The 23389-nt window shown below is 73.4% G+C and carries 28 protein-coding genes; 20 read left to right on the top strand and 8 right to left on the bottom strand.

What is annotated here, in order from left to right:
- Positions 1 to 119: 119 nt before the first annotated feature.
- A complete protein-coding gene (locus tag EV372_RS26775) occupies positions 120 to 1703 on the top strand; it encodes a beta-N-acetylhexosaminidase (protein WP_130398331.1) in 1584 nt (527 codons plus the stop codon).
- Positions 1704 to 1726: 23 nt separating this feature from the next.
- Here the strand turns inward: EV372_RS26775 and EV372_RS26770 are convergent, their stop codons facing one another.
- The gene (locus EV372_RS26770) at positions 1727 to 2512 is read right to left on the bottom strand and encodes a DeoR/GlpR family DNA-binding transcription regulator (RefSeq protein WP_130399140.1); all 786 of its coding nucleotides are present in this window, start codon (positions 2510 to 2512) and stop codon (positions 1727 to 1729) included.
- Between the two features lie 279 nt (positions 2513 to 2791).
- On the opposite strand from EV372_RS26770, the gene EV372_RS26765 reads away from it, so the two are divergent.
- The 14 genes from EV372_RS26765 (at position 2792) to EV372_RS26700 (ending at position 12546) form a co-directional block, all read left to right on the top strand.
- Complete coding sequence (locus EV372_RS26765; RefSeq protein ID WP_130398330.1) at positions 2792 to 3679, top strand: SIS domain-containing protein; 888 nt, start codon at positions 2792 to 2794, stop codon at positions 3677 to 3679.
- On the top strand, positions 3676 to 4584 hold the full coding sequence (locus EV372_RS26760) for an ROK family protein (RefSeq protein ID WP_130398329.1): 909 nt from the start codon (positions 3676 to 3678) through the stop codon (positions 4582 to 4584). Before EV372_RS26765 ends, EV372_RS26760 begins: the two co-directional genes overlap by 4 nt.
- Positions 4585 to 4657: 73 nt before the next feature.
- Positions 4658 to 5563: a 1-phosphofructokinase family hexose kinase gene (locus tag EV372_RS26755; protein ID WP_130398328.1), complete on the top strand. Its 906-nt coding sequence runs from the start codon at positions 4658 to 4660 to the stop codon at positions 5561 to 5563.
- Complete coding sequence (locus EV372_RS26750; RefSeq protein WP_130398327.1) at positions 5560 to 6396, top strand: class II fructose-bisphosphate aldolase; 837 nt, start codon at positions 5560 to 5562, stop codon at positions 6394 to 6396. The genes EV372_RS26755 and EV372_RS26750 overlap by 4 nt, the downstream gene beginning before the upstream one ends.
- A 332-nt stretch (positions 6397 to 6728) precedes the next feature.
- Entirely contained in the window at positions 6729 to 7031 is a 303-nt protein-coding gene (locus EV372_RS26745; RefSeq protein ID WP_130398326.1) for a gas vesicle protein GvpO, read from the top strand.
- 70 nt (positions 7032 to 7101) lie between these two features.
- On the top strand, positions 7102 to 7515 hold the full coding sequence (locus tag EV372_RS26740; protein ID WP_130398325.1) for a gas vesicle structural protein GvpA: 414 nt from the start codon (positions 7102 to 7104) through the stop codon (positions 7513 to 7515).
- Entirely contained in the window at positions 7512 to 8243 is a 732-nt protein-coding gene (locus EV372_RS26735) for a GvpL/GvpF family gas vesicle protein (protein ID WP_130398324.1), read from the top strand. The genes EV372_RS26740 and EV372_RS26735 overlap by 4 nt, the downstream gene beginning before the upstream one ends.
- Positions 8244 to 8280: 37 nt before the next feature.
- Positions 8281 to 8529, top strand: coding sequence for a gas vesicle protein GvpG (locus tag EV372_RS26730; RefSeq protein ID WP_130398323.1), 249 nt, complete (start codon positions 8281 to 8283; stop codon positions 8527 to 8529).
- A gap of 41 nt (positions 8530 to 8570) precedes the next feature.
- Entirely contained in the window at positions 8571 to 9173 is a 603-nt protein-coding gene (locus EV372_RS26725; RefSeq protein WP_486484064.1) for a hypothetical protein, read from the top strand.
- Positions 9157 to 10401 carry an SRPBCC family protein gene (locus EV372_RS26720; protein ID WP_130398321.1) on the top strand — a complete coding sequence of 415 codons (1245 nt, stop codon included), beginning with the start codon at positions 9157 to 9159 and terminating at the stop codon, positions 10399 to 10401. The genes EV372_RS26725 and EV372_RS26720 overlap by 17 nt, the downstream gene beginning before the upstream one ends.
- 101 nt (positions 10402 to 10502) lie before the next feature.
- On the top strand, positions 10503 to 10946 hold the full coding sequence (locus EV372_RS26715) for a gas vesicle protein (RefSeq protein WP_130398320.1): 444 nt from the start codon (positions 10503 to 10505) through the stop codon (positions 10944 to 10946).
- Positions 10933 to 11727: a GvpL/GvpF family gas vesicle protein gene (locus EV372_RS26710; RefSeq protein WP_130398319.1), complete on the top strand. Its 795-nt coding sequence runs from the start codon at positions 10933 to 10935 to the stop codon at positions 11725 to 11727. The genes EV372_RS26715 and EV372_RS26710 overlap by 14 nt, the downstream gene beginning before the upstream one ends.
- A complete protein-coding gene (locus tag EV372_RS26705) occupies positions 11724 to 12038 on the top strand; it encodes a gas vesicle protein (RefSeq protein WP_013153378.1) in 315 nt (104 codons plus the stop codon). The genes EV372_RS26710 and EV372_RS26705 overlap by 4 nt, the downstream gene beginning before the upstream one ends.
- Positions 12039 to 12072: 34 nt before the next feature.
- Entirely contained in the window at positions 12073 to 12546 is a 474-nt protein-coding gene (locus EV372_RS26700; protein ID WP_130398318.1) for a gas vesicle protein K, read from the top strand.
- Positions 12547 to 12667: 121 nt separating this feature from the next.
- Here the strand turns inward: EV372_RS26700 and EV372_RS26695 are convergent, their stop codons facing one another.
- The 3 genes from EV372_RS26695 to EV372_RS26685 are packed head-to-tail and all read right to left on the bottom strand — an operon-like array spanning position 12668 to position 15860.
- Positions 12668 to 13567, bottom strand: a complete 900-nt coding sequence (locus EV372_RS26695; RefSeq protein WP_130398317.1) for a carbohydrate ABC transporter permease — start codon at positions 13565 to 13567, stop codon at positions 12668 to 12670.
- Complete coding sequence (locus EV372_RS26690) at positions 13564 to 14589, bottom strand: carbohydrate ABC transporter permease (protein WP_130398316.1); 1026 nt, start codon at positions 14587 to 14589, stop codon at positions 13564 to 13566. The genes EV372_RS26695 and EV372_RS26690 overlap by 4 nt, the downstream gene beginning before the upstream one ends.
- Positions 14586 to 15860 carry an ABC transporter substrate-binding protein gene (locus EV372_RS26685; protein WP_130398315.1) on the bottom strand — a complete coding sequence of 425 codons (1275 nt, stop codon included), beginning with the start codon at positions 15858 to 15860 and terminating at the stop codon, positions 14586 to 14588. Before EV372_RS26685 ends, EV372_RS26690 begins: the two co-directional genes overlap by 4 nt.
- A 148-nt stretch (positions 15861 to 16008) precedes the next feature.
- On the opposite strand from EV372_RS26685, the gene EV372_RS26680 reads away from it, so the two are divergent.
- Entirely contained in the window at positions 16009 to 17058 is a 1050-nt protein-coding gene (locus EV372_RS26680; protein ID WP_308210296.1) for a LacI family DNA-binding transcriptional regulator, read from the top strand.
- A 24-nt stretch (positions 17059 to 17082) separates the two neighbouring features.
- On the opposite strand, the gene EV372_RS26675 is transcribed toward EV372_RS26680, so the two are convergent.
- A complete protein-coding gene (locus EV372_RS26675) occupies positions 17083 to 17823 on the bottom strand; it encodes a class I SAM-dependent methyltransferase (protein ID WP_130398314.1) in 741 nt (246 codons plus the stop codon).
- 324 nt (positions 17824 to 18147) lie between these two features.
- On the opposite strand from EV372_RS26675, the gene EV372_RS26670 reads away from it, so the two are divergent.
- Positions 18148 to 18459, top strand: coding sequence for a threonine dehydratase (locus tag EV372_RS26670; RefSeq protein ID WP_130398313.1), 312 nt, complete (start codon positions 18148 to 18150; stop codon positions 18457 to 18459).
- A gap of 67 nt (positions 18460 to 18526) precedes the next feature.
- Here the strand turns inward: EV372_RS26670 and rpsR are convergent, their stop codons facing one another.
- Entirely contained in the window at positions 18527 to 18784 is a 258-nt protein-coding gene (gene rpsR, locus EV372_RS26665; RefSeq protein WP_013153370.1) for a 30S ribosomal protein S18, read from the bottom strand.
- 301 nt (positions 18785 to 19085) lie between these two features.
- Here rpsR and EV372_RS26660 point away from each other — a divergent pair, with 301 nt between their 5' ends.
- The 3 genes from EV372_RS26660 (at position 19086) to EV372_RS26650 (ending at position 21453) form a co-directional block, all read left to right on the top strand.
- On the top strand, positions 19086 to 19898 hold the full coding sequence (locus EV372_RS26660) for an alpha/beta fold hydrolase (RefSeq protein WP_130398312.1): 813 nt from the start codon (positions 19086 to 19088) through the stop codon (positions 19896 to 19898).
- 176 nt (positions 19899 to 20074) lie between these two features.
- Positions 20075 to 20647 (top strand): hypothetical protein, encoded by a 573-nt coding sequence (locus EV372_RS26655; protein WP_253793663.1) that lies wholly within the window; start codon positions 20075 to 20077, stop codon positions 20645 to 20647.
- Positions 20648 to 20796: 149 nt separating this feature from the next.
- A complete protein-coding gene (locus tag EV372_RS26650) occupies positions 20797 to 21453 on the top strand; it encodes a TetR/AcrR family transcriptional regulator (protein ID WP_130398311.1) in 657 nt (218 codons plus the stop codon).
- A gap of 58 nt (positions 21454 to 21511) precedes the next feature.
- On the opposite strand, the gene EV372_RS26645 is transcribed toward EV372_RS26650, so the two are convergent.
- A complete protein-coding gene (locus EV372_RS26645; protein ID WP_130398310.1) occupies positions 21512 to 22633 on the bottom strand; it encodes a Gfo/Idh/MocA family protein in 1122 nt (373 codons plus the stop codon).
- Positions 22630 to 23367, bottom strand: a complete 738-nt coding sequence (locus EV372_RS26640) for a sugar phosphate isomerase/epimerase family protein (protein WP_253793659.1) — start codon at positions 23365 to 23367, stop codon at positions 22630 to 22632. The genes EV372_RS26645 and EV372_RS26640 overlap by 4 nt, the downstream gene beginning before the upstream one ends.
- Between the last annotated feature and the right edge of the window lie 22 nt (positions 23368 to 23389).

Here is a 23389-nt window from a genome sequence, read left to right as displayed (position 1 = left end):
CGTTGGGTGTGACCGACCCGAGCCCGGAACCGACGGGGCGCCGTCCGTCCGCCGGAGCAGGCGAGCGGCCGTCGCGACGGCCCCGGCCGCCGCGGAGGCGGCCAGAAGGGGGAACGAGCATGCCCGACGACGCGAGCCGACCCGCGATCATCCCGGTGCCGACGCGGACGCAACCGCGCCCGGGCGCCCTCCGGCTGGACCGCGGCCTCTCCCTGCGCGTCGAACCGGACGCCGCGCTGGCGGGCGCGCTGTTACGCGAGGTCCTGGCCCCGCTGACCGGACCGGGGGCCGGGAGCGGCCCGGACGGCGGTCCGGCCCCCGTCACCGTGCGCGTCGATCCCCGACAGGCCCGCGAACACGGCTACACGCTGACCGTGGACACCGACGGCGTCGAGATCGTCGGCGCGGACCCGGTCGGGGCCTTCCACGGCGCGCAGACCCTGCGCCAGCTCCTGCCCGCCCGGCTGTGGCGGGCGGGCGCGTCCGCGCGGGGCGCGGGCATCCCCTGCGCGCGCGTGGAGGACCACCCCCGGCTGCGCTGGCGCGGCCTCATGCTGGACGTGGCCCGGCACTTCCTGCCCAAGGACTTCGTCCTGCGCCTGATCGACCTGCTCGCCCTGCACAAGCTCAACGTCCTGCACCTGCACCTGACCGACGACCAGGGCTGGCGGATCGAGGTGCCCGGCTACCCCCGGCTGACGGAGGTCGGGGCGTGGCGCGCGCGCACGGTGGTCGGCAACGACCTCGGCACGAGCCCCGATCCGGTCTACGACCAGACCCCGCACGGCGGCTACTACACCGAGGCCGACCTGCGCGAGATCGTGGCCCGCGCCCGAGACCGGTGCGTCGAGGTGGTCCCGGAGATCGACATGCCCGGCCACATGCAGGCGGCCATCGCCGCCTACCCCGAACTCGGCAACACCGGCGCCCCGACGATCGTGCGCGAGCGCTGGGGGGTGGGCACCCGCCTGCTCAACGTGGACGAGGCCGCGCTGCGGTTCTGCCGCGACGTCCTGACGCACGTGATGGACGTCTTCCCCGGCCGGTACGTCCACTGCGGCGGGGACGAGGTCCCCAAGGACGAGTGGCGAGACAGCCCCCGCGTGCAGGAGCACATCCGCCGGCTGGGGCTCGCGGACGAGGAGGCGCTCCAGGGCTGGTTCACCGGGTACGTCGCCGCGTTCCTGGCCGAACACGGCCGCACGCTGGTGGGCTGGGACGAGGTCCTGGACGGGGGAGCGCTCCCCGCGGACGTGACGGTGATGGCCTGGCGCGAGCAGGAGAGGGGCGAGGCCGCGGCGCGGCTCGGCCACGAGACGGTCATGGCGCCCACCAGCCACGTGTACCTCGACTACTACCAGGACGAGGACACCGCGGCCGAGCCCCTCGCCTTCGGCGGCGGCTTCGTGCCGCTGTCCACCGCCTTCGACTTCGAACCGGTGCCCGCCGCGCTGGACGCGCGGGCCGCCCGGCGCGTCGTCGGCGCCGAGGCCCAGATGTGGACCGAGTACGTGGCCACCGAGGAGCACACCGAGTACATGCTCTTCCCCCGCCTGTGCGCCTTCGCCGAGGCCGTCTGGCGCCAGCCGGACGAGCGCGGCCACGACCGCGCCGACTTCCTCGCCCGGCTGCGCGCGCACCTGGAGCGCCTGGACGCCCTCGGCGTCGGCTACCGGCCGCTGGACGGAAGGAACGACCCGTGAGGCCCTCCGGCCCGGGCCGCGGTTCAGGCCTGGATGACCTCGACCCCGGCCCTGGTGAAGCCGTCCACGACGTCGGGGTCCGCGTCCTTGTCGGTCACCAGGACGTCGATCCCGGCGACCGGCAGGATCCGGGCGAAGGCCCGCTGGCCGATCTTGTGGCTGTCCGCGGCCACGATGACCCGCTCGGCGCGCCGGGCGAGCAGCGTGTTGGCGGCGGCCTCGTCCTCGTCGAAGGCCATGGCGCCGACGTCGGCGCCCACGGCGTCGGCCCCGATCACGGCCACGTTCAGCGAGAGCGTCTCCAGGACCCGTTCGGCGAGCGGCCCCACCAGCTCGTAGGAGCGGGGGCGCACGACCCCGCCCACGACGACCACCTTGATGTGGGGGCGCACCAGGAGTTCGGTGGCGATGTTGAGCGCGCTGGTCACCACGGTCAGGCCGCGCCCGGGGTCGTCGCCCCGGAAGCTCTCGTGCAGGGCCAGGGCGCGCGCCACCTGGGTGGTCGTGGTGCCGCCGTTGAGGCCGACGACCGACCCCGGGGGGACCAGGTCCGCGATCGCCTGGGCGATGCGCTCCTTCTCCTCGGCGTGCCGGGCGGCCTTGTAGCTCAGCGGCAGGTCGTAGGAGACGGAGGAGGCGAGGGCGCCGCCGCGCGTGCGGGTCAGGAGCTGCTGCTGCTCCAGGTGGTCCAGGTCGCGCCGGACGGTGGCCGGGGAGACCCCCAGCTCCTCCACCGCCTCGTCCACGGAGAGGGACCCGCGCTCGGAGAGCAGTTCGAGCACAGCCGTCAAACGCTGGTGGCGGTCCATGACGTCCCCCAAGGACAAACTGTTGATCCAATCTGACTGATAACCGACTATATCGATCAAAATCAATCAGACTAACGAAGCTTCGTGCGCGTCGTCGCGCACCGCACGCGGAGAACGGGCCGTCGGAGCACTCCCACCCGACCCGGGAGCGGGGCGCACGGCGGGGCACACCGCGAACGGGGCCGCGGGCGGGGGCGGGGATCCGGCGTCCGGACGAGGGCGCCGGGCCGCTCCCGCGGCAGGCGCGAAGGGCCCCGCAGCCAGCAAGGGAGATCATAGTTGAACACCCATGTCACCGCGGAGATCGCCAGCCAGCCGCAGTGCTGGCGGCGCGTCGCGGACGCGCTGGCGTCCGCGGAACCCGCGCTGCCGCGCCCGGGGGAGCGCACGGCCGTCGTCGGCTGCGGCACGTCCTGGTTCGTCGCGATGTCCTACGCCGCCCTGCGCGAGCGGGCCGGACAGGGCGTGACCGACGCGTTCCCGGGTTCGGAGGTGCCGCCCGGCCGCTCCTACGACCGCGTCGTGGCCATCAGCCGCTCCGGCACGACGACCGAGGTCACGGACCTGCTCCGGGCGGCCCGGGACGTGCCCGCCACCGTGATCACCGCCGTGCCCGGCTCGCCGGTCACCGAACTCGCCGACCTGAGCGTGGTGCTGGACTTCGCCGACGAGAGGTCGGTGGTGCAGACCCGCTACGCCACGACGGCGCTCGCCCTGCTGCGCGCCCACCTGGGCCACGACGTCGAGCGCTTCGCCCGCGACGGCGAGCGGGCCCTGGAGGTCCCGCTGGACCCCCTGGTCCGCGCCGAACAGATCACGTTCCTCGGCCGGGGGTGGACGGTGGGCCTGGCGCACGAGGCGGCGTTGAAGTCGCGCGAGGCGGCGCGGATGTGGACGGAGGCCTACCCGGCGATGGAGTACCGCCACGGCCCCCTCACCATCGCCGAGCCGGGACGGCTCGTGTGGTCCTTCGGCGAGCCGCCCGCGGGCCTGGCCGCCGAGGTCGGGGCCACCGGCGCCGCCCTCCGCGCCAGCGACCTGGACCCGCTGGCCGACCTCGTCGTGGCCCAGCGCCTGGCCGTCGCCCTCGCCGAACGGCGGCGGCTCGACGCGGACCGGCCCCGCAACCTCACCCGTTCGGTCGTCCTCGCGGACGAGCCGACGTGAGCGCCGTCGTCGCCGTCGACGTCGGCGGAACCCTGACCAAGGCGGCCCTCGTGGACGCCGACCACAGGGTGCTCCTCACCCGCAGGACGCCCACGCCCACGGGATCCCGCGTCGCCGAGGCCGTGATCGACACCGCCGCCGCCCTCGTCGGGGAGCTGCGCTCCGCGTCCCGGGACGCCCCGGTCGCGGCGGTCGGGGCGGTCGTCCCCGGCATCGTCGACGTCGGGCGCGGAGTGGCGGTGTGGTCGGAGAACCTCCTCTGGCGCGACGTGCCGGTACGCGACCGGCTCGCCGAGCGCTGCGGGCTGCCCGTCGCCCTCGGGCACGACGTGGCCGCCGGAGGCCTGGCCGAACAGCGGCTCGGCGCCGCGCGCGGCCACGAGGACGCCGTCTTCGTCCCCATCGGCACCGGCCTGTCGGCGGCCCTGCTCCTGGGCGGGCGGGCGCACACCGCGGACGGCTTCGCGGGCGAGATGGGGCACGTGGACGTGGGCCACGGCGGGCCGTGCGCCTGCGGCGCCACCGGATGCCTGGAGGCGATCGCCTCGGCCGCGGCCATCGCCCGCCGCTACGCCGAGCGCACGGGACGGCCCACCCGGGAGGCCCGCGAGGTGGCCGACCTGCTCGTGCGGGGCGACCCCGACGCCAGGCGGGTGTGGGACGAGGCCGTGGACGCCCTGGCGCTCGGCCTCTCCTGGATCAGCGCCGTGCTCGCCCCGCGGGTCATCGTGGTCGGCGGCGGTCTGGCCCGGTCCGGCGAACTGCTGCTCGCCCCGCTGCGCGAACGGCTCGAAGCCCGCCTGACCTTCCACCGGCGCCCGGACGTGGTCCCCGCCGCGCTGGGCGACGAGGCCGGGTGCCTGGGCGCGGCGCTGCTGGCCCGGGAACTGCTGGAGCGCCCGTGAACACCACCGGCGACCGCGCCCGGACCGTCCACGGCCGCGAACGCCGCACACCCCCGGCCTCCGGGAGGAGCACGTGATCGTCACCGTCACCGCCAACCCCGCCGTCGACATGACCTACGAGGTCGACGCGCTCGTACCGGGCCGCTCCCTGCGGGTCTCGCGCGTGTGGGAGCGCCCGGGCGGCAAGGGCCTCAACGTGTCCCGGGTCCTGCGCGGGCTCGGCGAGCCCACGCTCGCGGTCGCCCCCCTCGGCGGAACGACCGGCCGGTGGATCGCCCGCACCCTGACCGGGGACGGGCACCGGCTGCGGGCGGTGCCCATCGACGGCACGACCCGGCGCACCCTGACCGTCGTGGGCACCGACACCACGGTCCTCAACGAACCGGGCCCGCCGCTGAGCGCCCGGGAGCGGGCCGCGCTGACGGAGGCGGTGCGCGACGCGCTGACCGGCGCCCGCGCGCTCGTGCTCTCCGGCAGCCTGCCCCCGGGAGCGCCGGACGACCTGTACGCGGAACTGGTGCGCGTCGCCGCGCGGGCGCGCGTGCCCGCCGTCGTCGACGCCACCGGTCCGGCGCTGCTGGCAGCGGCGGCGGCCGGGGCCGCGGTGGTCAAACCGAACGCGGACGAGCTGCGCGCCACCACCGGCGGGTGCGGCGCCGACGCCGCCCGCCAGCTGCTGCGGGCCGGGGCCCGCAGCGTGGTCGTCTCGCTCGGGAGCCGGGGCCTGCTGGCCTTCCACGGCGACCGGGGGTGGCGGGCGGGCGCGGTCCCGGCCGTGACCGGCAACCCGACCGGAGCCGGGGACGCGGCGGCCGCCGCGATCGCCCTGGGCGCGGCCGCCGCCGACCCCTGGCCCCGGACCCTGGCCCGCGCCGCCGCGCTCGGCGCCGCCGCCGTGCTCGCCCCCACCGCGGGAGAGGCCGACCCGCGGGCCTACCGCGCCTTCCTGCCCACCGTGCACGTCGAGGAGTACGCATGACACTCGTGGGGATCACCACGCTGCTGGAGAGGGCCGTCGCCCGACGCGGGGGCGTCGGCGCCTTCAACGTCGTCCTGCTGGAGCACGTCGAGGCGCTGATCGCCGGAGCCGAACGCGCCGCGGCCCCCGTCGTCCTCCAGATCAGCCAGAACTGCGTGCGCTACCACGGGGCGCTGGCCCCCCTCGCGCTGGCCACGCTCGCCGCCGCCCGCGAGGCGGCCGTGCCGACCGCCGTCCACCTCGACCACGCCACCGACGTCCCGCTCGTGCGCGAGGCGATCGAACTGGGCGTCACCAGCGTCATGTTCGACGCCTCCGCGCTGGACTACGAGGACAACGTCGCGGCCACCCGCGCGGTGGTCGAGCACTGCCACGCCCGCGGCGTCGCGGTGGAGGCCGAACTCGGCGAGGTCGGCGGCAAGGACGGCGTCCACGCCCCGGGCGCGCGCACCCGGCCCGAGGAGGCGGCGGAGTTCGTCCGCGCGACCGGGGTGGACTCGCTGGCCGTCGCGGTCGGCACCTCGCACGCGATGCGCACCCGCGACGCCCGGGTGGACCACGAACTCATCGGCCGCCTGAGCCGGGCGGTCCCCGTGCCGCTGGTGCTGCACGGGTCGTCGGGGGTCGCCGACGCCGACCTGGTCAGGGCGGTGGACAGCGGTATGACCAAGGTCAACATCGCCACGCGGCTCAACGACGCCTTCTCCGGGGCGCTGCGCGCGCGGCTCGACGCACGGCCCGACCTGACCGATCCGCGGGCGTACCTGGCTCCGTGCCGGGACGCGCTGGCGGCCGAGGCGCACACCCTGCTCCGCCTCCTGCGCGCGGGGTGAGGCGCCTTCCGCGTCGCCGCGCGATTTTCCTTTCCTGTTAAGAGGTTGCGGCCCTGAACATTCTCGCGGGCGTTTTCCCGAGCCGCGATTTCCGGGACCGGTGCGCGTGGACGCCCTCCCGTGTCCCCGCTTTCCCGCGCTCCGTGGAACACCCGAAGCCCCGGCGTCCCGGGGTTCCCGCGTTCCCCTGGTTCCCGGGCCCGCGCCTTCCCGCCCGGCCCGTTTTCCCCCGCCTTGACCTCGGGGAGGTTTTGTCCCGGTCTTTCTCGGTAGTGGGTCAAGCCAAGGGCACGGCAAGAGAAATCGGATAATGGCCGACGGCCAGGAGATCCATGAGTCAGGACAGCAAGGACGACGGTTCCCCTCCGCGCGAGGGACGGCGCAAGACGATGATGCAGCGCCTGCGCGAGGCCCAGGAGCAGTTCGAGGAAGTGACCGGGCTGGAGGTCGAGGGCGTCTCCGGGTTCGAACGATCCGGAGACGGCTGGGACCTGACCCTCGAAGTACTCGAACTGCGCCGGGTTCCGGACACGGTGAGCCTGCTGGCCACGTATTCCGTGGAACTCGACGCCGACGGGGAGATCGAGGGGTACAAGCGCGTCAAGCGCTACACCCGCGGTCGCTCCGACGGCTGATCCCGGCCGACCCCGGGCGGACGGGGAGCCTGCCCCCCACAACCTCACCGACGAAAGGAGCATGATTCCGATGACGGTGATGCAGCAGTCATCCGGAGGCGGCCGCAGCTCCGGCAACCTCTACGAGGTCCTCGACCTCATCCTCGACAAGGGACTGGTGATCGACGTGTTCGCCAGGGTGTCCCTCGTGGGCATCGAACTCCTCACCGTCGACGTGCGCATCGTGGTCGCCAGCGTCGACACCTACCTGCGCTTCGCCGAGGCGTGCAACCGCCTCGACCTGACCAGCAGCGGCGGGGCCGGGCTCCCCGACCTGCTCGACAGCGGCATGGAGAAGGGCGCGCGCAGCAAGTCCAAGGGCGCGCTCTCCGGGGCGGCCGAGGCCATCTCCGAGTCCTTCTCCAAGGGACAGTCCGACGAACAGGAGAAGCAGCCCGCGCGCGCCCGCCGCCGCTCCTCCGCCAAGAAGGAGGGCGAGGAGTGAGCACCTACGTCTACGGGATCGTCCGCGACGACGAGTCCCTCGACGGCGTCAAGCTGTCCGGGGTGGGCCAGGACGCGGCGCCGGTGCGCTTCGTCCGCGCCTACGGCGTGGCCGCTGCGGTCAGCGACGCCCCCGAGGGCCTGCGCGCCAAGCGGCGCGACCTGGAGGCGCACCAGAACGTGCTCCAGGACCTGGCCCAGGCCCGCGGCGTCCTGCCCCTGCGCTTCGGCGCGGTGAGCGAGGACGACGACGCGGTCGCCGCCGAACTGGCCCGCTTCGCCGACCACTACTCCGTGCTCCTGGACCAGCTCCAGGACCGGGTGGAGTTCAACGTCAAGGCCAGCCACAACGAGGAGGCGGCCCTGCGCGCCGTGCTGCGCGCCGACGAGGGGCTGCGGGCCCGCAACGAGGAACTCAAGGCGGCCGGAGGCGGCACCCCCGCCGAGCGGATGGCCTTCGGGGAGCAGGTCTCCCAGGCGGTGGAGGAGCTGAGGCGCCGTGACGCCGAGGCCGTCCTGAAGCCCCTGGAAGGACTGGCCGAGCGCGTGTCCGCCTGGCCCGCCGTGGACGGCGGCCTGGCCAACGCCTCCTTCCTCGTGCACCGGGACCGCACCGAGGACTTCCTGCGCGAGGCGGCCCGGGTCCAACAGGAACTGGCCTCCTACATGGAGGTCCGTGTCAACGGACCCCTGCCGCCCTACAGCTTCGTGGCGTCCCCCCAACAGTGACCCCGCCGGGCGGGGACACCGAACAGGAGTCAGGGGCATGGGCCTCCTCAGCATGATCCTCACCGCTCCCGCCGCGCCGGTCCGGTTCGTCGACTGGACGGCGCGCCAGGTCCTGGACGCGGCGGAGCGGGAGATGTACGACCCCTCACGCATCCGACAGCAGCTGGCGGAACTGTCCGAGCGCCTCGACGCCGGAGAGCTGTCCGAGAGCGAGTTCGACCGGATGGAGGACGAACTGCTGGACCAGCTGGAGGAAGCCGAGCGGTACCAACAAGGTCTTCTATAGCGATATCGAGGTGAGATCCCGTGGGGGACACGGCGAAAATCGTGGCCGCCGCAGTGGGCGGCTACGTCCTGGGCCGGAGGAAGAAGTTCAAGCTGGCCCTGGGGCTGGGCCTCTACCTGGGGGCCAAGAAGCTCGACATCAAACCCGGACAGCTCGCCCAGGGGCTGCTCAAGGAGGTCTCCGCGCTTCCGGTGGTGGGTGAGCTCAAGGGCCAGTCCCGCGAGCAGCTGCTCAACGTCGGCAGGACCGCGGCGGGCAACATCGCCGGCAAGTGGGCGGGCGGCCTGGCCGACTCCCTCAACAGCCGCACCGAACGCCTGCGCGACGGCGCGGCCGGGGTCACCTCCGGCACCGACGAGGACGAGCCCGACGAGGACGACGCCGCGCGGGGTGAGGCCGCCGAGGACGCGGACGAGCCCCGGGGCGACGGCGACGCCGAGGCCCGGCAGGAGTCGGGCGAGGCCCCCGCCTCCGAGCGCCGGACCAGGCCCAAGGCCGCGAAGGCGTCCCGGGGCGCCGCCTCGGGTACCGCCACCCGGGCCAAGGGCACCGCCAAGCGCGCCTCGGGCGCCGCCAAACCCGCCCGGCGCAAGCGCGCCCCGGGCACCGGCGGAAAGGGGGGCGACGATGGCCGCGACGACTGACTCCCAGGGGCCGCTGGCCCGGCTGCGGTCGGCCGCCGACAGGAACGAGGGCACGTCCAAGCTCGCCGACGCCCTCCAGGACTACCTCAGCGCCAAGGCCACCAGCGTGGTGAACGGCGCTGCCCGCAGGCTCGGGGCCACGGTGGAGCGCCTCACCAGTGAGGGCGCCTCGGCCGCCCCCGTCGCGGCGGGGGTCGGCGGCAAGCTCGCCCAGGGCAAGAACCCGGTCAACGCCGTGGTCACCGGCGGGGCCAAGGGCCTCAAGGACAAGGCCAAGAAGGGCCTCAAGGACAAGATCGGCCAGGGCCTGGGCACGGGTTCCTCCGGAGGGGGCGGCAAGCCCGGCAAGATGGTCAACATCGTCGAGGACGTCGACGTGGGCGTCCCGGTCCGCGTGGCCTACAACCAGTGGACCCGCTTCCCCGACTTCGGCTCCTTCGCCAAGGGCGTGCGGAGCGCGGAGCGCACCGGGGACACCTCCTCCCACTGGAGGGGCAAGGTCTTCTGGTCCAGCCGCAGCTGGAGCGCCGAGGTCACCGAGCAGGTCCAGGACCAGCGCATCGCCTGGTCGACCGAGGCCGCCAAGGGCACCATGAAGGGCGTCGTGACCTTCCACCCCCTGGGGGAGAACCTCACCCGCGTCCTGCTGGTGGTGGAGTACTACCCCAAGGGCCTCTTCGAGCGCACGGGCAACATCTGGCGGGCCCAGGGCAGACGCCTGCGCCTGGACCTCAAGCACTACCGGCGCCAGGTCATGATGCTGCCCCGGGACGAGGCGGCCGAACTCCGCGGCTGGCGCGGCGAGGTCCGCGAAGGGGAGGTCGTCCTCTCCCACGAGGAGGCCGTCGCCCTGGAGGAGGCGGACCTCACCGAGGAGCAGTGGGCCGAGCTGGAGGAGCTGGACCCCGACGAGCGGGCCGAACTCGCCGACCTGGACCCCGAGGAGCGGGCGGAGCTCGCCGACCTCGACGACGGGAGCGCGGAGGTCGCGGACGACGAGCCCGAGGACGGGTTCGAGGAGGAGCCCGAGGACGACGACCCCGAGGCCGCGGACGACGAAGAGCTTGAGGAAGAGCCCGAGGACGACGAGGGCGAAGAGGAAGAGGAGGAGTTCCTCGATGACGAGGCTGAGGGCCAGGACGCTGATGAGGCGGACGAGCAGGATCTGGAAGCAGAGGAGGACGAGTACCCCGACGAGGAGGAGCGGCCCGCCGCCGGGCGCTCCTGAGCCGGGGGCCGCCTCCGCGCCGCGGACCGGTGCCGCGACGGCGGTGCGCGCGTGACCCGTGGCCGTGACGGCTCCGCGGGACCGGGAGGGAACTGGTACGCATGAGTGAACCCACGCCCTGGCGGGGCGAGCCGAGGCAGATCCGCTCCTCGGGCGGATCCTCCTCCGCCAACCTCGCCGACGTACTCGAACGCGTTCTCGACAAGGGCGTCGTGATCGCGGGCGACATCAAGATCAACCTGCTGGACATCGAACTCCTCACCGTCAAGCTCCGGCTGCTCGTCGCCTCGGTGGACAAAGCCAAGGAGATGGGCATCGACTGGTGGGAGCACGACCCGGCCCTGTCCTCCCGCGCCTCGCGGCGCGAGGACGACGAACTGGCCGAGGAGAACAGGCGACTGCGCGAGCGCATCGAGGCCCTGGAGGAGCACCGCACCGCGCAGGTCACCCCGGGCGAGGCGCACCCCCTCCCCGAGGAGGGCTCCGAGACCCCGGCCGCGGAGGGCTCCGGCGCCCGGGAGGAGGGTGAGCATGGAACGGCCTGAGCAGGCGAGCTACGTCTACGCGGTGTGCCGCCCCTTCGGCCTGGCGACCACCGAGGGCATGACGGGCGTGGGCGGCCACCCCGTCCACCTCGTCGTCGAGGGCGACCTGGCCGCCGCGGTCAGCACCGTCCCCCTGGACGAGTTCGACGAGCAGGCGCTCCACGCCAAGCTGGAGGACCTGCGCTGGCTGGAGGAGGTGGCCCGGGCCCACCACGGCGTCGTGGACGCGGTGGCCCTGCGGTCCGTGGCCCTGCCGCTGCGGCTGGCCACCGTCTACCGCGGGGACGAACGGGTCCGCCAGGTCCTGCGCGAGAACGCGGAGGCCTTCGCGGCGACCCTGGACGAACTCGTGGACCGGGTCGAGATCGGCGTGAAGGTCTACGCCGAGGCGGGCGCGCGCACCTCCGCGCGGCCCGAGCCGCAGACCCCCGCCGACGAGAGCCCGGGCAAGGCCTACCTGCGCAGGCGCAGGGAGCAGCGCGACCGCCGCGACGACACCTGGCAGCGGGCCTCCGCGCTGTGCGAGCGGGCCGACGAGGTCCTGGGCGCGATGGCCCGGGCGCGCGCCCAGCACCAGACGCAGAACGCCGCGCTGTCGGAGGCCTCCGGCGAGAACGTCATGAACAACGCCTACCTCGTGGACGGGGAGCGGGTGACGGAGTTCCTCGCCGCGGTGGACGAGCTGAACTCCCGCGCGCCGGAGGGCACCAGGATCGAGGCATCCGGGCCGTGGGCCCCCTACTCCTTCTCCTCCCCCCGGGCGGCGGAGGCGGGCGCATGAGCACGGTGAACGGATCCGGTCCCGCCGGGAACGGCCCGCCCGGCACCGGCGGCTTCCCCGGCCAGGCCCACTCCCTGACCACGATGCTGGACGAGGACCACCCCCTGGCCAACCGGGAGATCTCCCTGGTGGACCTGCTCGACAGGGTCCTGGCCAAGGGGGTGGTCGTCTCGGGGGACCTGACCGTCTCCATCGCCGACGTGGACCTGGTCCGGGTCTCCCTGCACGCCCTGGTGTCGTCGATCAACGAGAACGTGCCCTCGCCCTGGGAGCACGGTCACCCCCTGAGCGGATGGATCCGGCAGGAGTGAGGACCGGCCCCGGAGGGAGGGGGAAGGAGGCGGTATGCCAGAGGTGAACGGGAACCCGCTCCGCGCGGCGCGGGGCCCCGAGGGGCCGACGCCCGTGCGCGTGGCCGACGCCGACACGGTCCCGGGAGGCGGGAACGACATCCTGGGGCGGCTCCAGGACGCCCTGGACGAGACGGCGGACCCGGACCGGGCCGGCGAGGGGCCTGCGGACCCCGAGCGGCAGCGGCTGCGCCACCGGATCGAGACCGAGCCCGACACGGTCGAGCGCGACCTGATCAAGCTGGTGCTCACCGTCGTGGAGCTGGTGCGCCAGCTCATGGAGCGCCAGGCCCTGCGGCGCGTGGACCAGGGCGACCTCACCGAGGACCAGGAGGAGCGCATCGGCATGACGCTGATGCTGCTGGAGGAGCGCATGACCGAGCTGCGCGAGCGCTACGGGCTCTCCGCCGCCGACCTCAACCTGGACCTGGGCCCGCTGGGGTCCCTGCTGCCCAAGAACGGGGAGTAAGCGAAGGTGCCCCCGGTGCCCGCCTCAGGGCGAAGGCCCTGACAGAGGACGGGCACCGGGGGAGGGGTCGGCAGGGCCTCGCGCGGCCTCGGCCGCCGGGCGGGAGTGGAGTGGCCCGGGGCTACTTTCCACCGACCCCCATCATGCCGCGCACCAGGGATCGGCGCGCGAAGAGGTACACGAGGAAGAGCGGCAGGGTCGCCAGCACGACCGCGGCCAGCATGCCGGGCACGTCCACGCGGTACTCGCCCTGGAACTCGAACAGGCCCATGGTGATCAGCCGGTTGTCCGCCGACTGGGTGAGGATCAGCGGGAACAGGAACCCGTTCCAGGCCTGGAGCGCGGCGTACACGCCGATGGTGCTCAGCCCCGACCGTGACATCGGCACCACCAGCTGGAGGAAGGTGCGCACCGGGCCCGCGCCGTCCAGGGCCATGGCCTCGTACAGCTCCTCGGAGATGTCGCGCATCGACCCCACCAGGATCAGCACGCACACCGGCAGCGCGAACGCCGCCGTGGGCAGCACGATGGCGGTCAGGGTGTCGTAGAGCCCCAGTTCGATGATGATCAGGTACACCGGGATGATCACCGCCTGGGACGGGATCGCCAGTCCCAGCAGGAACATCCGGAACACCCCCGTGGTCCACCGGGTGCGCGAGCGCACCACGGCGAACCCGGTCATGGAGGCGAGCACCAGCACGATCGCCACCACCGCGACGGTGACGATCGCGGTGTTGAGCACGAAGCCCAGCACCCCGTTCTCGATCGCCTTGACGTAGTTGCCCAGGGTCGGGTCCGCGGGCGGGGTGAGCGGCCCCGCGGAGGTGTAGTTCTCGGAGCGCTGCACCGTGGCCACGAGCAGCGCGTACAGCGGCACCCCCACGACGGCCAGCCACACCAGGGCGCCCAGCCCGGCCAGGACGTTGGGTCGTCGGCGGCCCGGCCGCCGCCGGGGGAGGGCGGGGCGCCGGCCGGCGGGGCGCTGCCGGACGGCGGGCCTCTCGGCCGTACTGGCGGTCACATTCCCTCCCGGGTGCTGCGCATGTCGCCGAAACCGGTGAAGCGGACCAGGAGCAGGGCGATCAGCGTCGCCGTCACCACCAGGGTGAACGCGACGGCGCTGGCGTAGCCCAGCTCCCAGCTCTGGAAACCGGCCTGGTACATCAGGTACGGGACGATGGTGGTGTTGGCGCCGGGTCCGCCCCCGGTCATGATGAGCACGGTGTCGAAGTAGGTCAGCGCGCCCACCACCATCAGCACCGACGATGTGGTGACGGTGTGCCGGAGCTGGCGCAGCGTGATGTACCAGAACGCCCGCAGCCTTCCCGCCCCGTCGATCTCGGCGGCCTGGTACAGCGTCGCCGGGATCTGTCGGGCGCCGCCCTGGTAGAGCAGCATGTGCAGCGGGATGAACTGCCAGGCGCTGACGAACACGATCACCAGGAACGCGCTGTCGGAACCGCCCAGCACGTCCACCGACGACAGGCCCAGGCGGGGTCCCAGCCAGGCCAGCGGGCCGAAGTTGGGGTCCAGCAGGGCCCGCCAGACGAGCGCGATCGCCGCCGAGGACAGCAGCAGCGGCAGGAAGAAGACGGCGGAGAGCACCGCGCGGTTGCGCTGTTGCCCGGCGGCCCAGACCCCCAGCAGCAGGCTGATGGGGGTCTGCACGATCCAGGAGAGCGCGGTCAGCAGCACGCTCAGCCACACGGCGTTGTGCATCAGCGGGTCGCCCGCCAGGCGCGACCAGTTCTCCAGGCCGATGAAGCGGGGCGAGCCCAGCCCGCCCCAGGAGGTCAGGGACAGGTAGGCCACCAGCACCATCGGCAGGGCGGCGAAGAGCCCGAAGTACAGCAGGCCGGGCACCACCCACAGCGGGCCGGGCCGCCCCGTGCGGGGGGCGGCGCCCCGCGCGGCGGAGCCGCCGCGCGGGAGGCCGGGCCGGGGGCGCGGGGAGGCGGAACCGCCCGCCCCGGTGCCCCCTGCGCCTCCCCGGTCGCCGGTCATGGTGCCACCGGTCGCCTGGCTGCCGGTGCGGCCGGTCACAGGGCCGCCAGCGCGTCGACGAACTGCTCGGGCGTGCTCTCACCGTTGAACAGCGACTCGATCTGGGTGACCATCGGGGTGGCCACCTCCGGGGGCAGCGCCTGGTCCCACGAGAGCTGGAAGTGCGGCGCGTCGCGCACCATCTCGTACTGGAAGGCGGCGAAGTCCGGGCTGGGGCTGTCGGCGACGACCTCCTCGGCGTTGGTGGTGGTGGGCACCTCGCCGTTCTCCACCATGTCGGCGACGTACTCCTCCTGCGACATGTACGTCAGGAACTCCATGGCCTGGTCCGTGTACTCGGTCTCGGCCGACACCGAGAAGTAGTTGGTCGGGTTGCCGACCACGTTGGCGGGGTCGCCCTCCCCGCCCTCGATCGGCGGGAAGGCCACGTACCCCAGGTCGTTCGTCGCGAACTCCTCGTTCTGGTCCAGGATGGTGGAGTACTCCCACGAGCCCATCAGGTGCATGGCGGCCCGGCCTTCGGACAGCAGCGCGGAGGCCGCGCCCTCGGTGTAGCTGACCGAGGCGTAGGAGTTGCCGAACGCGCCCTGGTCCACCAGCTCCTGGACCATCCGGGCGGCCTCCAGCACGGCGGGGTCGCGCCAGCCCTCGGAGTCGCCCTCCACGATGCGCGCGAACACCTCCGGTCCGCCGATGCGGTCCACGAGGTACTGGAGCCACATCTGCTCGGTCCAGGGGTCGGCCCCGGCCAGGGCGAAGGGGGTGACGCCCTCCTCGGTGAAGGTGCCGACCAGGTCCAGGATGTCCTGCCAGGTTTCGGGGGGCTCCGCTCCGGCCTCTTCGAACACCGCCTCGTTGTAGAAGAGGATGACCGGCTGGGTGCCGCGCAGGGGGATGCCGTACTGCACGCCGTCGACCTTGCCCGCCTCCAGGATGGAGGGGATGAAGGAGTCGGCGAACTCGGGGTTCTCGGCGAGCATGTCGTCCAGGGGGACGAGCATGTCCTGTTCGACGTAGGGCTCGATGCTGCCGCCGCCCCAGTTGAAGAACACGTCGGGCTTCTCGCTGGAGCCCATCGCGGTGCGCAGGCGCTCCTCGTAGCTGTCCCCGGGGACCTCGTCGATGACCGCTTCGGTCTCGGAGGCCCCGTTGAACCTCTCGACGGCGCCCTCCTGCACCACGACCAGGGTGTCCTGGTACATCCACACGTGCATGCGGTCGTCTCCGCCGCCGCCACCGGAACAGGCGGTGACGGCGAGCAGGCAGAGCGCCGTCGCTCCGGCGGCGGAGCCCAGGCGGGGGGTTCTCATGGCCTCTCCTCTTTCGAAACTATCGGTCAGTATTTCGAAATATTTGCGCCCGAATGTACGCGGCGTCACCCCGAGCGTCAATAGGAGGATGAGAGCTGGATCACCCGGAGCCGCGCGGGGTTGCCATGACCGCGTAGGATCAGGCGTCGTGAGTGCAGACCCGACCCCCGACCCCGCCCGAACCACCGTTTCGGAGCCGGTCACCATCTCGAAAATTGCGGAAGCCGCAGGCGTATCGGTGCCGACGGTCTCGAAGGTGCTGAACGGACGCGCCGACGTGGCCAGCGAGACCCGTGCACGCGTGGAGGAGCTGATCCGCCGCCACGGCTACCGGCGACGCCGGGGCCCGGGCGGAGGCCGTTCCTCCATGGTCGACCTGGTCTTCCACGAACTCGACAGCGCCTGGGCGGTCGAGGTCATCCGGGGCGTGGAGAGCGTGGCGCGCTCGGAGGGCCTCAGCGTCGTGCTGACCGAGTCCGGGGGCGCCCAGACCCCACGCGACGACTGGGTCGACGCCGTGCTCGCCCGCCAGTCCACCGCCGTGATCCTGGTCTTCTCCGACCTGGCGCCCGAACAGCGCACGCGCCTGACCGCGCGCGGCATCCCCTTCGTCGTGGTGGACCCGGCGGGGGACCCGGGCCCGGACATGCCCTCGGTGGGCTCGGCCAACTGGAACGGCGGCCTGGTCGCCACCCGCCACCTCATCGAGCTCGGCCACCGGCGCATCGGCGTCATCGGCGGGCCCCGGCACGTGCTGTGCAGCAAGGCCCGCATCGACGGCTACGCCTCCGCGCTGGACTCGGCCGGGCTGACGGCCGACCCCGCGCTCGTGCGCTACGGCGACTTCCACGTCGAGAGCGGGCGCGACCGCGGCCGGGAGCTGCTCCAGCTGGACGACCCGCCCACGGCCGTCTTCGCGGGCAACGACCTCCAGGCCATGGGCCTGTACGAGGCCGCCCGCGAGCTGGGCGTGCGCATTCCCGAGGACCTGAGCGTGGTCGGCTACGACGACCTGCCGGTGGCCCGCTGGATGGGGCCGCCGCTGACCACCGTGCGCCAGCCGCTCACCGAGATGGCCGAGGAGGCGACCCGGATGGCGCTCACCCTGGCGCGCGGCGGCACCCCCGCCAACCTGCGCCTGGACCTGGCCACCGATCTGGTGGTCAGACGCAGCAGTGCCCCGCCGCCCGCCTCCTGAGGCGGGCGGTCGGCGGGGCCGCGCTCAGTCCTCCGGGAGGACTTTGTACAGTCCGGACTCGGCGGGGCCGTGGGGCAGGACCCTTAGGCGGTGGGGTGCGGTCTCGGCGCGCAGCGCGTCGTCGGTGAGGGTCCACCAGGTGTAGCGGACCTCGTCGCGGGCCAGGACCCGCTCCCGCTCGTGGACCTCGTAGGTCATGTGCCATGCGACCTGCTCGGGGCCGCTGGGCTCGGCGGCGGCCCAGCCGACGTAGGAGCGGGCGCCGACGCGGACCTCGCCCATCCGCGCCCGCTCCACCCGTTCGGGCTGCCGTGGGGCGGCGAGGTTGAGCAGGACGAAGGCTCCCGGGGCCAGTCGCGGGGCCAGGTCCTCCCACAGGCGGTCGCGTTCGTGGGGGCTGAAGTGGCCGATGAGGTTGGCCATCACCATGCCGCCGATCCGGTCGGGCAGGTGGGCCGAGAGCAGGTCGTCGCCGTCCACGGTCACCCTCCCGCGCAGGGCGGGGTCGTCGGCGATCCGGGAGAGCAGCACCGTCCGCAGCAGGAGGGAGGGCTCCACGGCCAGGACGCGGGCCGTGGGCAGGGCCGCGGCGATGAGGCGGGTTCCGTGGCCGCCGCCGGCACCGGCGTCCACGACGGGGCCGGAGTCCCCGGGCAGGGAGGCCAACGCCTCGGACAGGACCGTCCGGTGATGCTCCCACCATCCGGCGATCATCATGTCCAGGTACTGCCCGGAGCGGGCGTAGGGGTCGTCGTACTCAGGCATGGCGCGCCTCCTCGCCGTGGTGGGGCGTTCTCGACGCCAGGGGGAAAATGATAATCATTCCCGAACACTAGCAGTTCCCGCCCCCGGAGCCGGGTGGAAGGAGGGGGCGTCCGCACTCGCCGGTCCTCGGTGCGCGCAGGGAGCGACCCCTGTTGCCGTGGAAATGAAAAGCACAATCATTTCTCCGGGGTTCGACGAGAAATTCCGGTGGGAGGCGGATAAATTCTCCGTGCGCCGCCCCGGCGGCGCTTGATGCGCAATCGCCGATCGAATAGTCCTGGGTGTGTTCCCGTTTTTTCTGCTGGACGTTTTCGAGGGGGAGAGATGGCCGCACAGCATTCCGTTCACGAGGGGCACGCGCACGAGCACGGTCACGGGTGCGGGCACGTCGCGGTGCCGCACCAGGGCCACGTGGACTACGTCCACGACGGTCACCTGCACCACGGGCACGAGGGTCACTGGGACGAGTGCTCCGTGCGGGGCCACGCCGTTCACGAGGGGCACGCGCACGAGCACGGTCACGGGTGCGGGCACGTGGCCGTGCCGCACGAGGACCACGTGGACTACGTCCACGACGGTCACCTGCACCGCGAGCACGACGGTCACTGGGACGAGCACGCTCCCGACCACTCCTGACCGCGACGGCCCGTCCGCGGGGTCCCCGGCCCGCGACCGGGATCCCGCGGACGGGTTCGGCGGGTCCTCAGGACCTGTGCGTCGGGGTGTTGGACGGGTAGGGCAACAGGGCCATCTCGCGCGCGTTCTTGACCGCCGCCGCGATCAGCCGCTGCTGGCGCGCGGTCACCCGCGTGACCCTGCGGCTGCGGATTTTCCCCTTCTCGGAGATGAACTTGCGCAGGAGAGCGGTGTCCTTGTAGTCGATGTAGTCCATATCTCCCAGCGGATTGGCGAAACTCCGCGTGGGCTTGCGCTTGCCCGGACGGTGTGCTGAAGAGGGCATGTCCACCTTTCTGAGAACTCCGCGAAGGGGCCGGTGCTCGCATTACCGTCCCGTGTCCCCCGGGGGCGCGGCTCGACACCGCCCCGAGGGCGCACGGGCCGTGCGCGTCCCCTCCGCAGGGCGGAGCGGGGACGGGGCCGCTGGCACGCGTCCTCCTCCCCGCTGCCGCCCGTGGCGACTGAAAACGATTATCGTTTCTAAAATCCTACACGCTCGGGAGGGGGAGCGCGCGGCCTCCCGGGCCTCGGAGCCCCTGACCCGGGGGCGTGTGCGAGGATGGCCCCGGATTTCGGGAGGGGCGATGACACTGATCACCACGGACGACGGGCTCGGCATCGAGTACACCGAACACGGTGACTCCCGGGGGCGCCCGATCGTGCTCCTGGCCGGGTTCAAGGCCCCCGCGACCTCCTGGCGCCACCAGGTCCCCGCGCTCACGGACGCCGGATACCGGGTGTTCGCCGTGGACCTGCCCGGCCACGGCGCCGCGGGGCCCCTGCCTCCGGGCATGACCATGGACCGGCGCGGCGACTGCGTCCACGCCCTCCTGGAGCGGCTGGACCTGGAGGGCGTCGTGCTCGTCGGTGGCTCCATGGGCGCCAACACCGTCTGGGCGTACACCTCCGGGCACGGCACCGGCCGCCTGGCGGGCGCGGTGTCGGTGGACCAGACGCCGAAGATGCTCAACACCGAGGACTGGCCGTACGGCTTCTACGGCTACGACGAAAGCAACGCCGACACCTACTTCGCCGACGGCGTCCCCGCCACCGGCCACGGAACGCCCCTGTGGCGGCGCGGCGTGCGCCTGGTCAGGACGCTGCGCGCGATGCGCGGCACCGACCGCGAACTCACCCCCGCGGAGCTGGAGCTGCTGGGCGACCACGCCCGCCGCGACTGGCGCGACGCGGTCGCCGCGCTGGACGTGTCCGCCCTGTTCGTGGCCGGGGCCGAGAGCGAGCTGTGGCCCGCCGAGCACGCCGCGGCCGCAGCCAAGCCCAACCCGCGCGCCGGTGCGGCCGTGGTGCGCGAGGCCGGGCACGCCGTGAACATGGAGCGGCCGGGCGCCTTCAACGCGGGGCTGCTGCGCTTCCTCGCCCGCGTCGAGGGCTTCTGACCGGGGTCGTATCCGCCTCCTCCTGCGCGGAGCGCCGCCGCGTCGGCGGGGCCAGGGGGTGCCGGGTCTCCTCTCATGCCCGGCTCCGAGCCGCCGAGGGGAACCCTTCCAGCGGTCCCGATCCCCACCGCGGGGGGCGGAGGCGAGGGCGGATTCCGGCGTGGTGGGATGTCGGTATGGCTCCGCGGTCGAAACCCCCCGAGAACGCGCGTCCGCTGACGTACACCATCCGCAGCGCGCCGAGGCCCCCGGACCCGGGGGCCGTACGCGTGGAGACCGCTGCCGAAGCATCCTTCAGGATCGCCTCCGGCGGCGCGATCCACGCCTTCCTGGTCCTCCTGATGCCCTTCTCGGTCTCGGACCACCTCACCTTCGGGTTCGTCCTCATCGTGCTCACGTCGGTCTACGCCGTCCTTCTCACGATCACCACGCTTCCCGGACTGATCGCCTTCCTCCTGGAGCGCAGGCGTGCGTCCGCGCGCGGGGCTCCGACGCTCCGTGCCACGAAGGCCGCCCCCTCCGCGGTCGCGGCCCTGCTCTACGCCTGCCTCCCCGCGTCCCTGATCCTCACCGAGGGCCTCGACGCCTTCGTCATCGCCACCTCCCTGTTCATCGGACTGTTCGGCTACCTCGTCCACCGGGCCTGCCTGGCGGTCACCTTCTCCTCCGCCGCGGGAGCCGTCGTCCGCGCCGTGGCGCTGATCGCGCCCCTGCTGCTGATCCTGGGCCTGGCCTCCGCCCTCCGGTGAACGGGAGGACCCCGACCGGCCCCCGGGCACGGACGAGCCGCGGCGCAGATGCCGACACACTGGTAGGCGTCCACGAGGGAGAGAGCCGCACCGGTCCCGCCGCGCGTCAGCGGCGGCCGACCGTGCGGTCCGGGTCGAAGGAGGGCGTGGTGAACGGTGGTGCGGGTGCTTCCGGCCGGACGTACCGGAAGGCCGAGAAGCGGCGGTCGCAGATCCTGTCGCGCGCGATCGAGGTGTTCGCCGAGCACGGAGTGGGCGCGTCGCTACGGGCGATCGGCGAGGCCATCGGGGTGTCCCACGCGGCGCTGCGCTACTACTTCGCCTCCCGCGACGAGCTCCTGGTGGAGGTCTACCGCGAACACGAGGCGACGGGGTGCGAGCCCTCGGATCCGGACGCCGTCTCCGCGGTCGCGGTGATGGAGCGCAGCGCGGAGCGCAACCGCTCCATCCCCGGCCTGGTCGAGCTGTACGCGACGTTGACGACGGACGCGTTGCAGGAGCAGCGGCACCCCGCGACGCGGGAGTTCGTCCGGGCCCGGTTCCGGGCACTGCGCGCCGACCTCGCCGAGCGCGTCCGCGCCGGTCAGCGCTCCGGTGAGATCGCGGCCGACATCGACCCCGACGACGCGGCGGCCCTGGTGATCGCCGCGTCCGACGGGTTGCAGTTGCAGTGGCTGCTCGACCCGCGGGAGGTGGACGTCTACCGCTCGCTCCAGGTCCTGGAACGGCTGCTGCCCGGCGGGGGAGGGGGCGCCGGGACCGAGGGCGGCGGGACCGGTGGCGGCGCGTCGGCCCAGGCCCCGTGAACGCGCCCCGGGCGCCGTCACCGCACGCGAGCGGTGACGGCGCCCGGGGCTCTCCGCGTCAGGCGCCCGCCGCCGACAGCGTCGGGCTGGCCGGGTCCCACCCCTGCGGGAGCGGAGCCACCGGCGCCACGGCGGAGGTGATCTCCACGGGCGTTCCGCCGTCCGCGGCGTCGCGGACGCCCAGCAGCACGTCGAGCACGTGCGAGGCCACGGCCCCCGACGCGCGTTCGGTCCCGCCCGCGCGTAGCGCGCGGACCAGGTCGACGACCCCGGCCCCGCGCCCGTACACGGGCCCCTCGGGGGCGATGGTGACCGGCTCCTCCCGGTCGTACCGCCACAGGGTGGTGTCCCCGCCGAACGTGTTGGGGTCGGGCAGGACGATCGTGCCCTCGGTGCCGTTGACCTCCACCATCCCCGCCCGGGGCAGCGCGTGCTGGAACGAGAACGTGGACTGGGCGGAGCGGCCCGGGCCGAACTCCACGAGCGCGGCGTGGTGCGTCGGCACCTGCACCTCGAACACCTGGCCCGCGCGGGGACCGCTCGCGATCGTGCGGGTCGCGCGGCCGGTGGAGGCCACCGCCTGCACCCGGGTCGCGGCGCCGAAGACGTGCACGAGCGCGGTGACGTAGTACGGGCCCATGTCGAACAGGGGCCCCGCCCCGTGGGCGAAGAGGAAGTCCGGGTCCGGGTGCCAGGACTCGGGTCCGGGCACGTGGAACATCGTGGTCGCGGTCAGCGGCTCCCCGATGTCGCCGCGGGCGATCGCGCGCAGCGCGGTCTGCGTCCCCGCCCCCAGCACCGTGTCCGGCGCGCAGGCGACCCGCAGTCCCGCCTCCCCGGCCCTGGCCAGCAGCGCGGCGGCCGCGTCGTGGTCCAGGGCGATGGGCTTCTCGCTCCACACGTGCTTGCCCGCGTCGAGGATCCGGTGCCCGACCTCGGTGTGCACGGCCGGGACGGTCAGGTTGACCACCACCTCGACGTCCTCGCGCGCCAGCAGCTCCGCCACGGTCCCGGAGGCCGGGACGCCGTACGCGTCGGCCCGCGCGGCGGCGCGCGCCAGGTCCAGGTCCGCGACGAAGCGGACCTCGACGTCGGGGAACCGGGTCAGGTTCTCCAGGTACTGGGTCGAGATGTTGCCCGCGCCGATGACGCCGACCCCGGCGGCCCCGGTGCGCGTCATCGGTCGTTCTCCCCGAGCCAGGCCAGCGACCGCGCGATGCCGTCGAACACGTCGCCCGCGTAGGCGTCGAACTCGACCACGCGGATCGCCCCCGGGGCGGCCTCCAGGACCGCGCGGACGTCGACCTCGCCCTCACCCGCGGGCCGCTGCCGTGTCACGTCGCCGTCCAGGGTGCCGTCCTTGACGTGGATCAGCCGCACCCGGTCGCCGAAGGCCCGCAGCAGCGCGGCGGCGTCGGCGCCGCCGACCCCCGCCCAGTAGGTGTCCACCTCCAGCACGACCCGCGGCTCCAGGCGCTCCACGAACACCTCCAGCGCGTGCCTGTCGCCGATGCGGGTGCTCAGCTCCCAGGCGTGGTTGTGGTAGCCGAACTCCAGACCCCGTTCGGCGGCCAGTTCCGCCAGCCGGTTCACGCGCTCGGCCAGTTCGGCCACCTGGTCGGCGGTCTGCCACCGCTCTGCCGGGACCAGCGGGTCGATGACCGTCGTGATGCCCAGTTCGGCGGCCGCGTCGAAGACCTCCTCGGGGGCCCGCGCGTCGATCACGGGGGCGTGGCCGGAGGGCGCGGTGACGCCTGTCGCGGCGAACACGCGCCGGTACTCCTCGGTGTCCAGGTGGAACGCGTACGGCTCCACGTGCGCGAAGCCGATCTCGGCCAGGCGTGCCACGGCGCTCTCCAGGCCGTCGGCGAGTTCGTCACGGACCGAGTACAGCTGCACGGATGTTGTCGGCACGGGGGGCTCCTTCGTTCGCTCG

The sequence above is a fragment of the Nocardiopsis sp. CNZ308 genome (assembly GCF_004217075.1).
The sequence above is the reverse complement of the archived record's forward strand: the minus strand, read 5'-3'. Positions and strand labels throughout refer to the sequence as shown.

Coding starts and splice junctions, on each gene's coding strand:
- EV372_RS26775 (WP_130398331.1), top strand. CDS start 120: ATGCCCGACGACGCGAGCCGACCCGCGATCATCCCGGTGCCGACGCGG.
- EV372_RS26770 (WP_130399140.1), bottom strand. CDS start 2,512: ATGGACCGCCACCAGCGTTTGACGGCTGTGCTCGAACTGCTCTCCGAG.
- EV372_RS26750 (WP_130398327.1), top strand. CDS start 5,560: ATGACACTCGTGGGGATCACCACGCTGCTGGAGAGGGCCGTCGCCCGA.
- EV372_RS26745 (WP_130398326.1), top strand. CDS start 6,729: ATGAGTCAGGACAGCAAGGACGACGGTTCCCCTCCGCGCGAGGGACGG.
- EV372_RS26740 (WP_130398325.1), top strand. CDS start 7,102: ATGACGGTGATGCAGCAGTCATCCGGAGGCGGCCGCAGCTCCGGCAAC.
- EV372_RS26730 (WP_130398323.1), top strand. CDS start 8,281: ATGGGCCTCCTCAGCATGATCCTCACCGCTCCCGCCGCGCCGGTCCGG.
- EV372_RS26720 (WP_130398321.1), top strand. CDS start 9,157: ATGGCCGCGACGACTGACTCCCAGGGGCCGCTGGCCCGGCTGCGGTCG.
- EV372_RS26715 (WP_130398320.1), top strand. CDS start 10,503: ATGAGTGAACCCACGCCCTGGCGGGGCGAGCCGAGGCAGATCCGCTCC.
- EV372_RS26710 (WP_130398319.1), top strand. CDS start 10,933: ATGGAACGGCCTGAGCAGGCGAGCTACGTCTACGCGGTGTGCCGCCCC.
- EV372_RS26705 (WP_013153378.1), top strand. CDS start 11,724: ATGAGCACGGTGAACGGATCCGGTCCCGCCGGGAACGGCCCGCCCGGC.
- EV372_RS26700 (WP_130398318.1), top strand. CDS start 12,073: ATGCCAGAGGTGAACGGGAACCCGCTCCGCGCGGCGCGGGGCCCCGAG.
- EV372_RS26685 (WP_130398315.1), bottom strand. CDS start 15,860: ATGAGAACCCCCCGCCTGGGCTCCGCCGCCGGAGCGACGGCGCTCTGC.
- EV372_RS26675 (WP_130398314.1), bottom strand. CDS start 17,823: ATGCCTGAGTACGACGACCCCTACGCCCGCTCCGGGCAGTACCTGGAC.
- EV372_RS26670 (WP_130398313.1), top strand. CDS start 18,148: ATGGCCGCACAGCATTCCGTTCACGAGGGGCACGCGCACGAGCACGGT.
- rpsR (WP_013153370.1), bottom strand. CDS start 18,784: ATGCCCTCTTCAGCACACCGTCCGGGCAAGCGCAAGCCCACGCGGAGT.
- EV372_RS26660 (WP_130398312.1), top strand. CDS start 19,086: ATGACACTGATCACCACGGACGACGGGCTCGGCATCGAGTACACCGAA.
- EV372_RS26655 (WP_253793663.1), top strand. CDS start 20,075: ATGGCTCCGCGGTCGAAACCCCCCGAGAACGCGCGTCCGCTGACGTAC.
- EV372_RS26645 (WP_130398310.1), bottom strand. CDS start 22,633: ATGACGCGCACCGGGGCCGCCGGGGTCGGCGTCATCGGCGCGGGCAAC.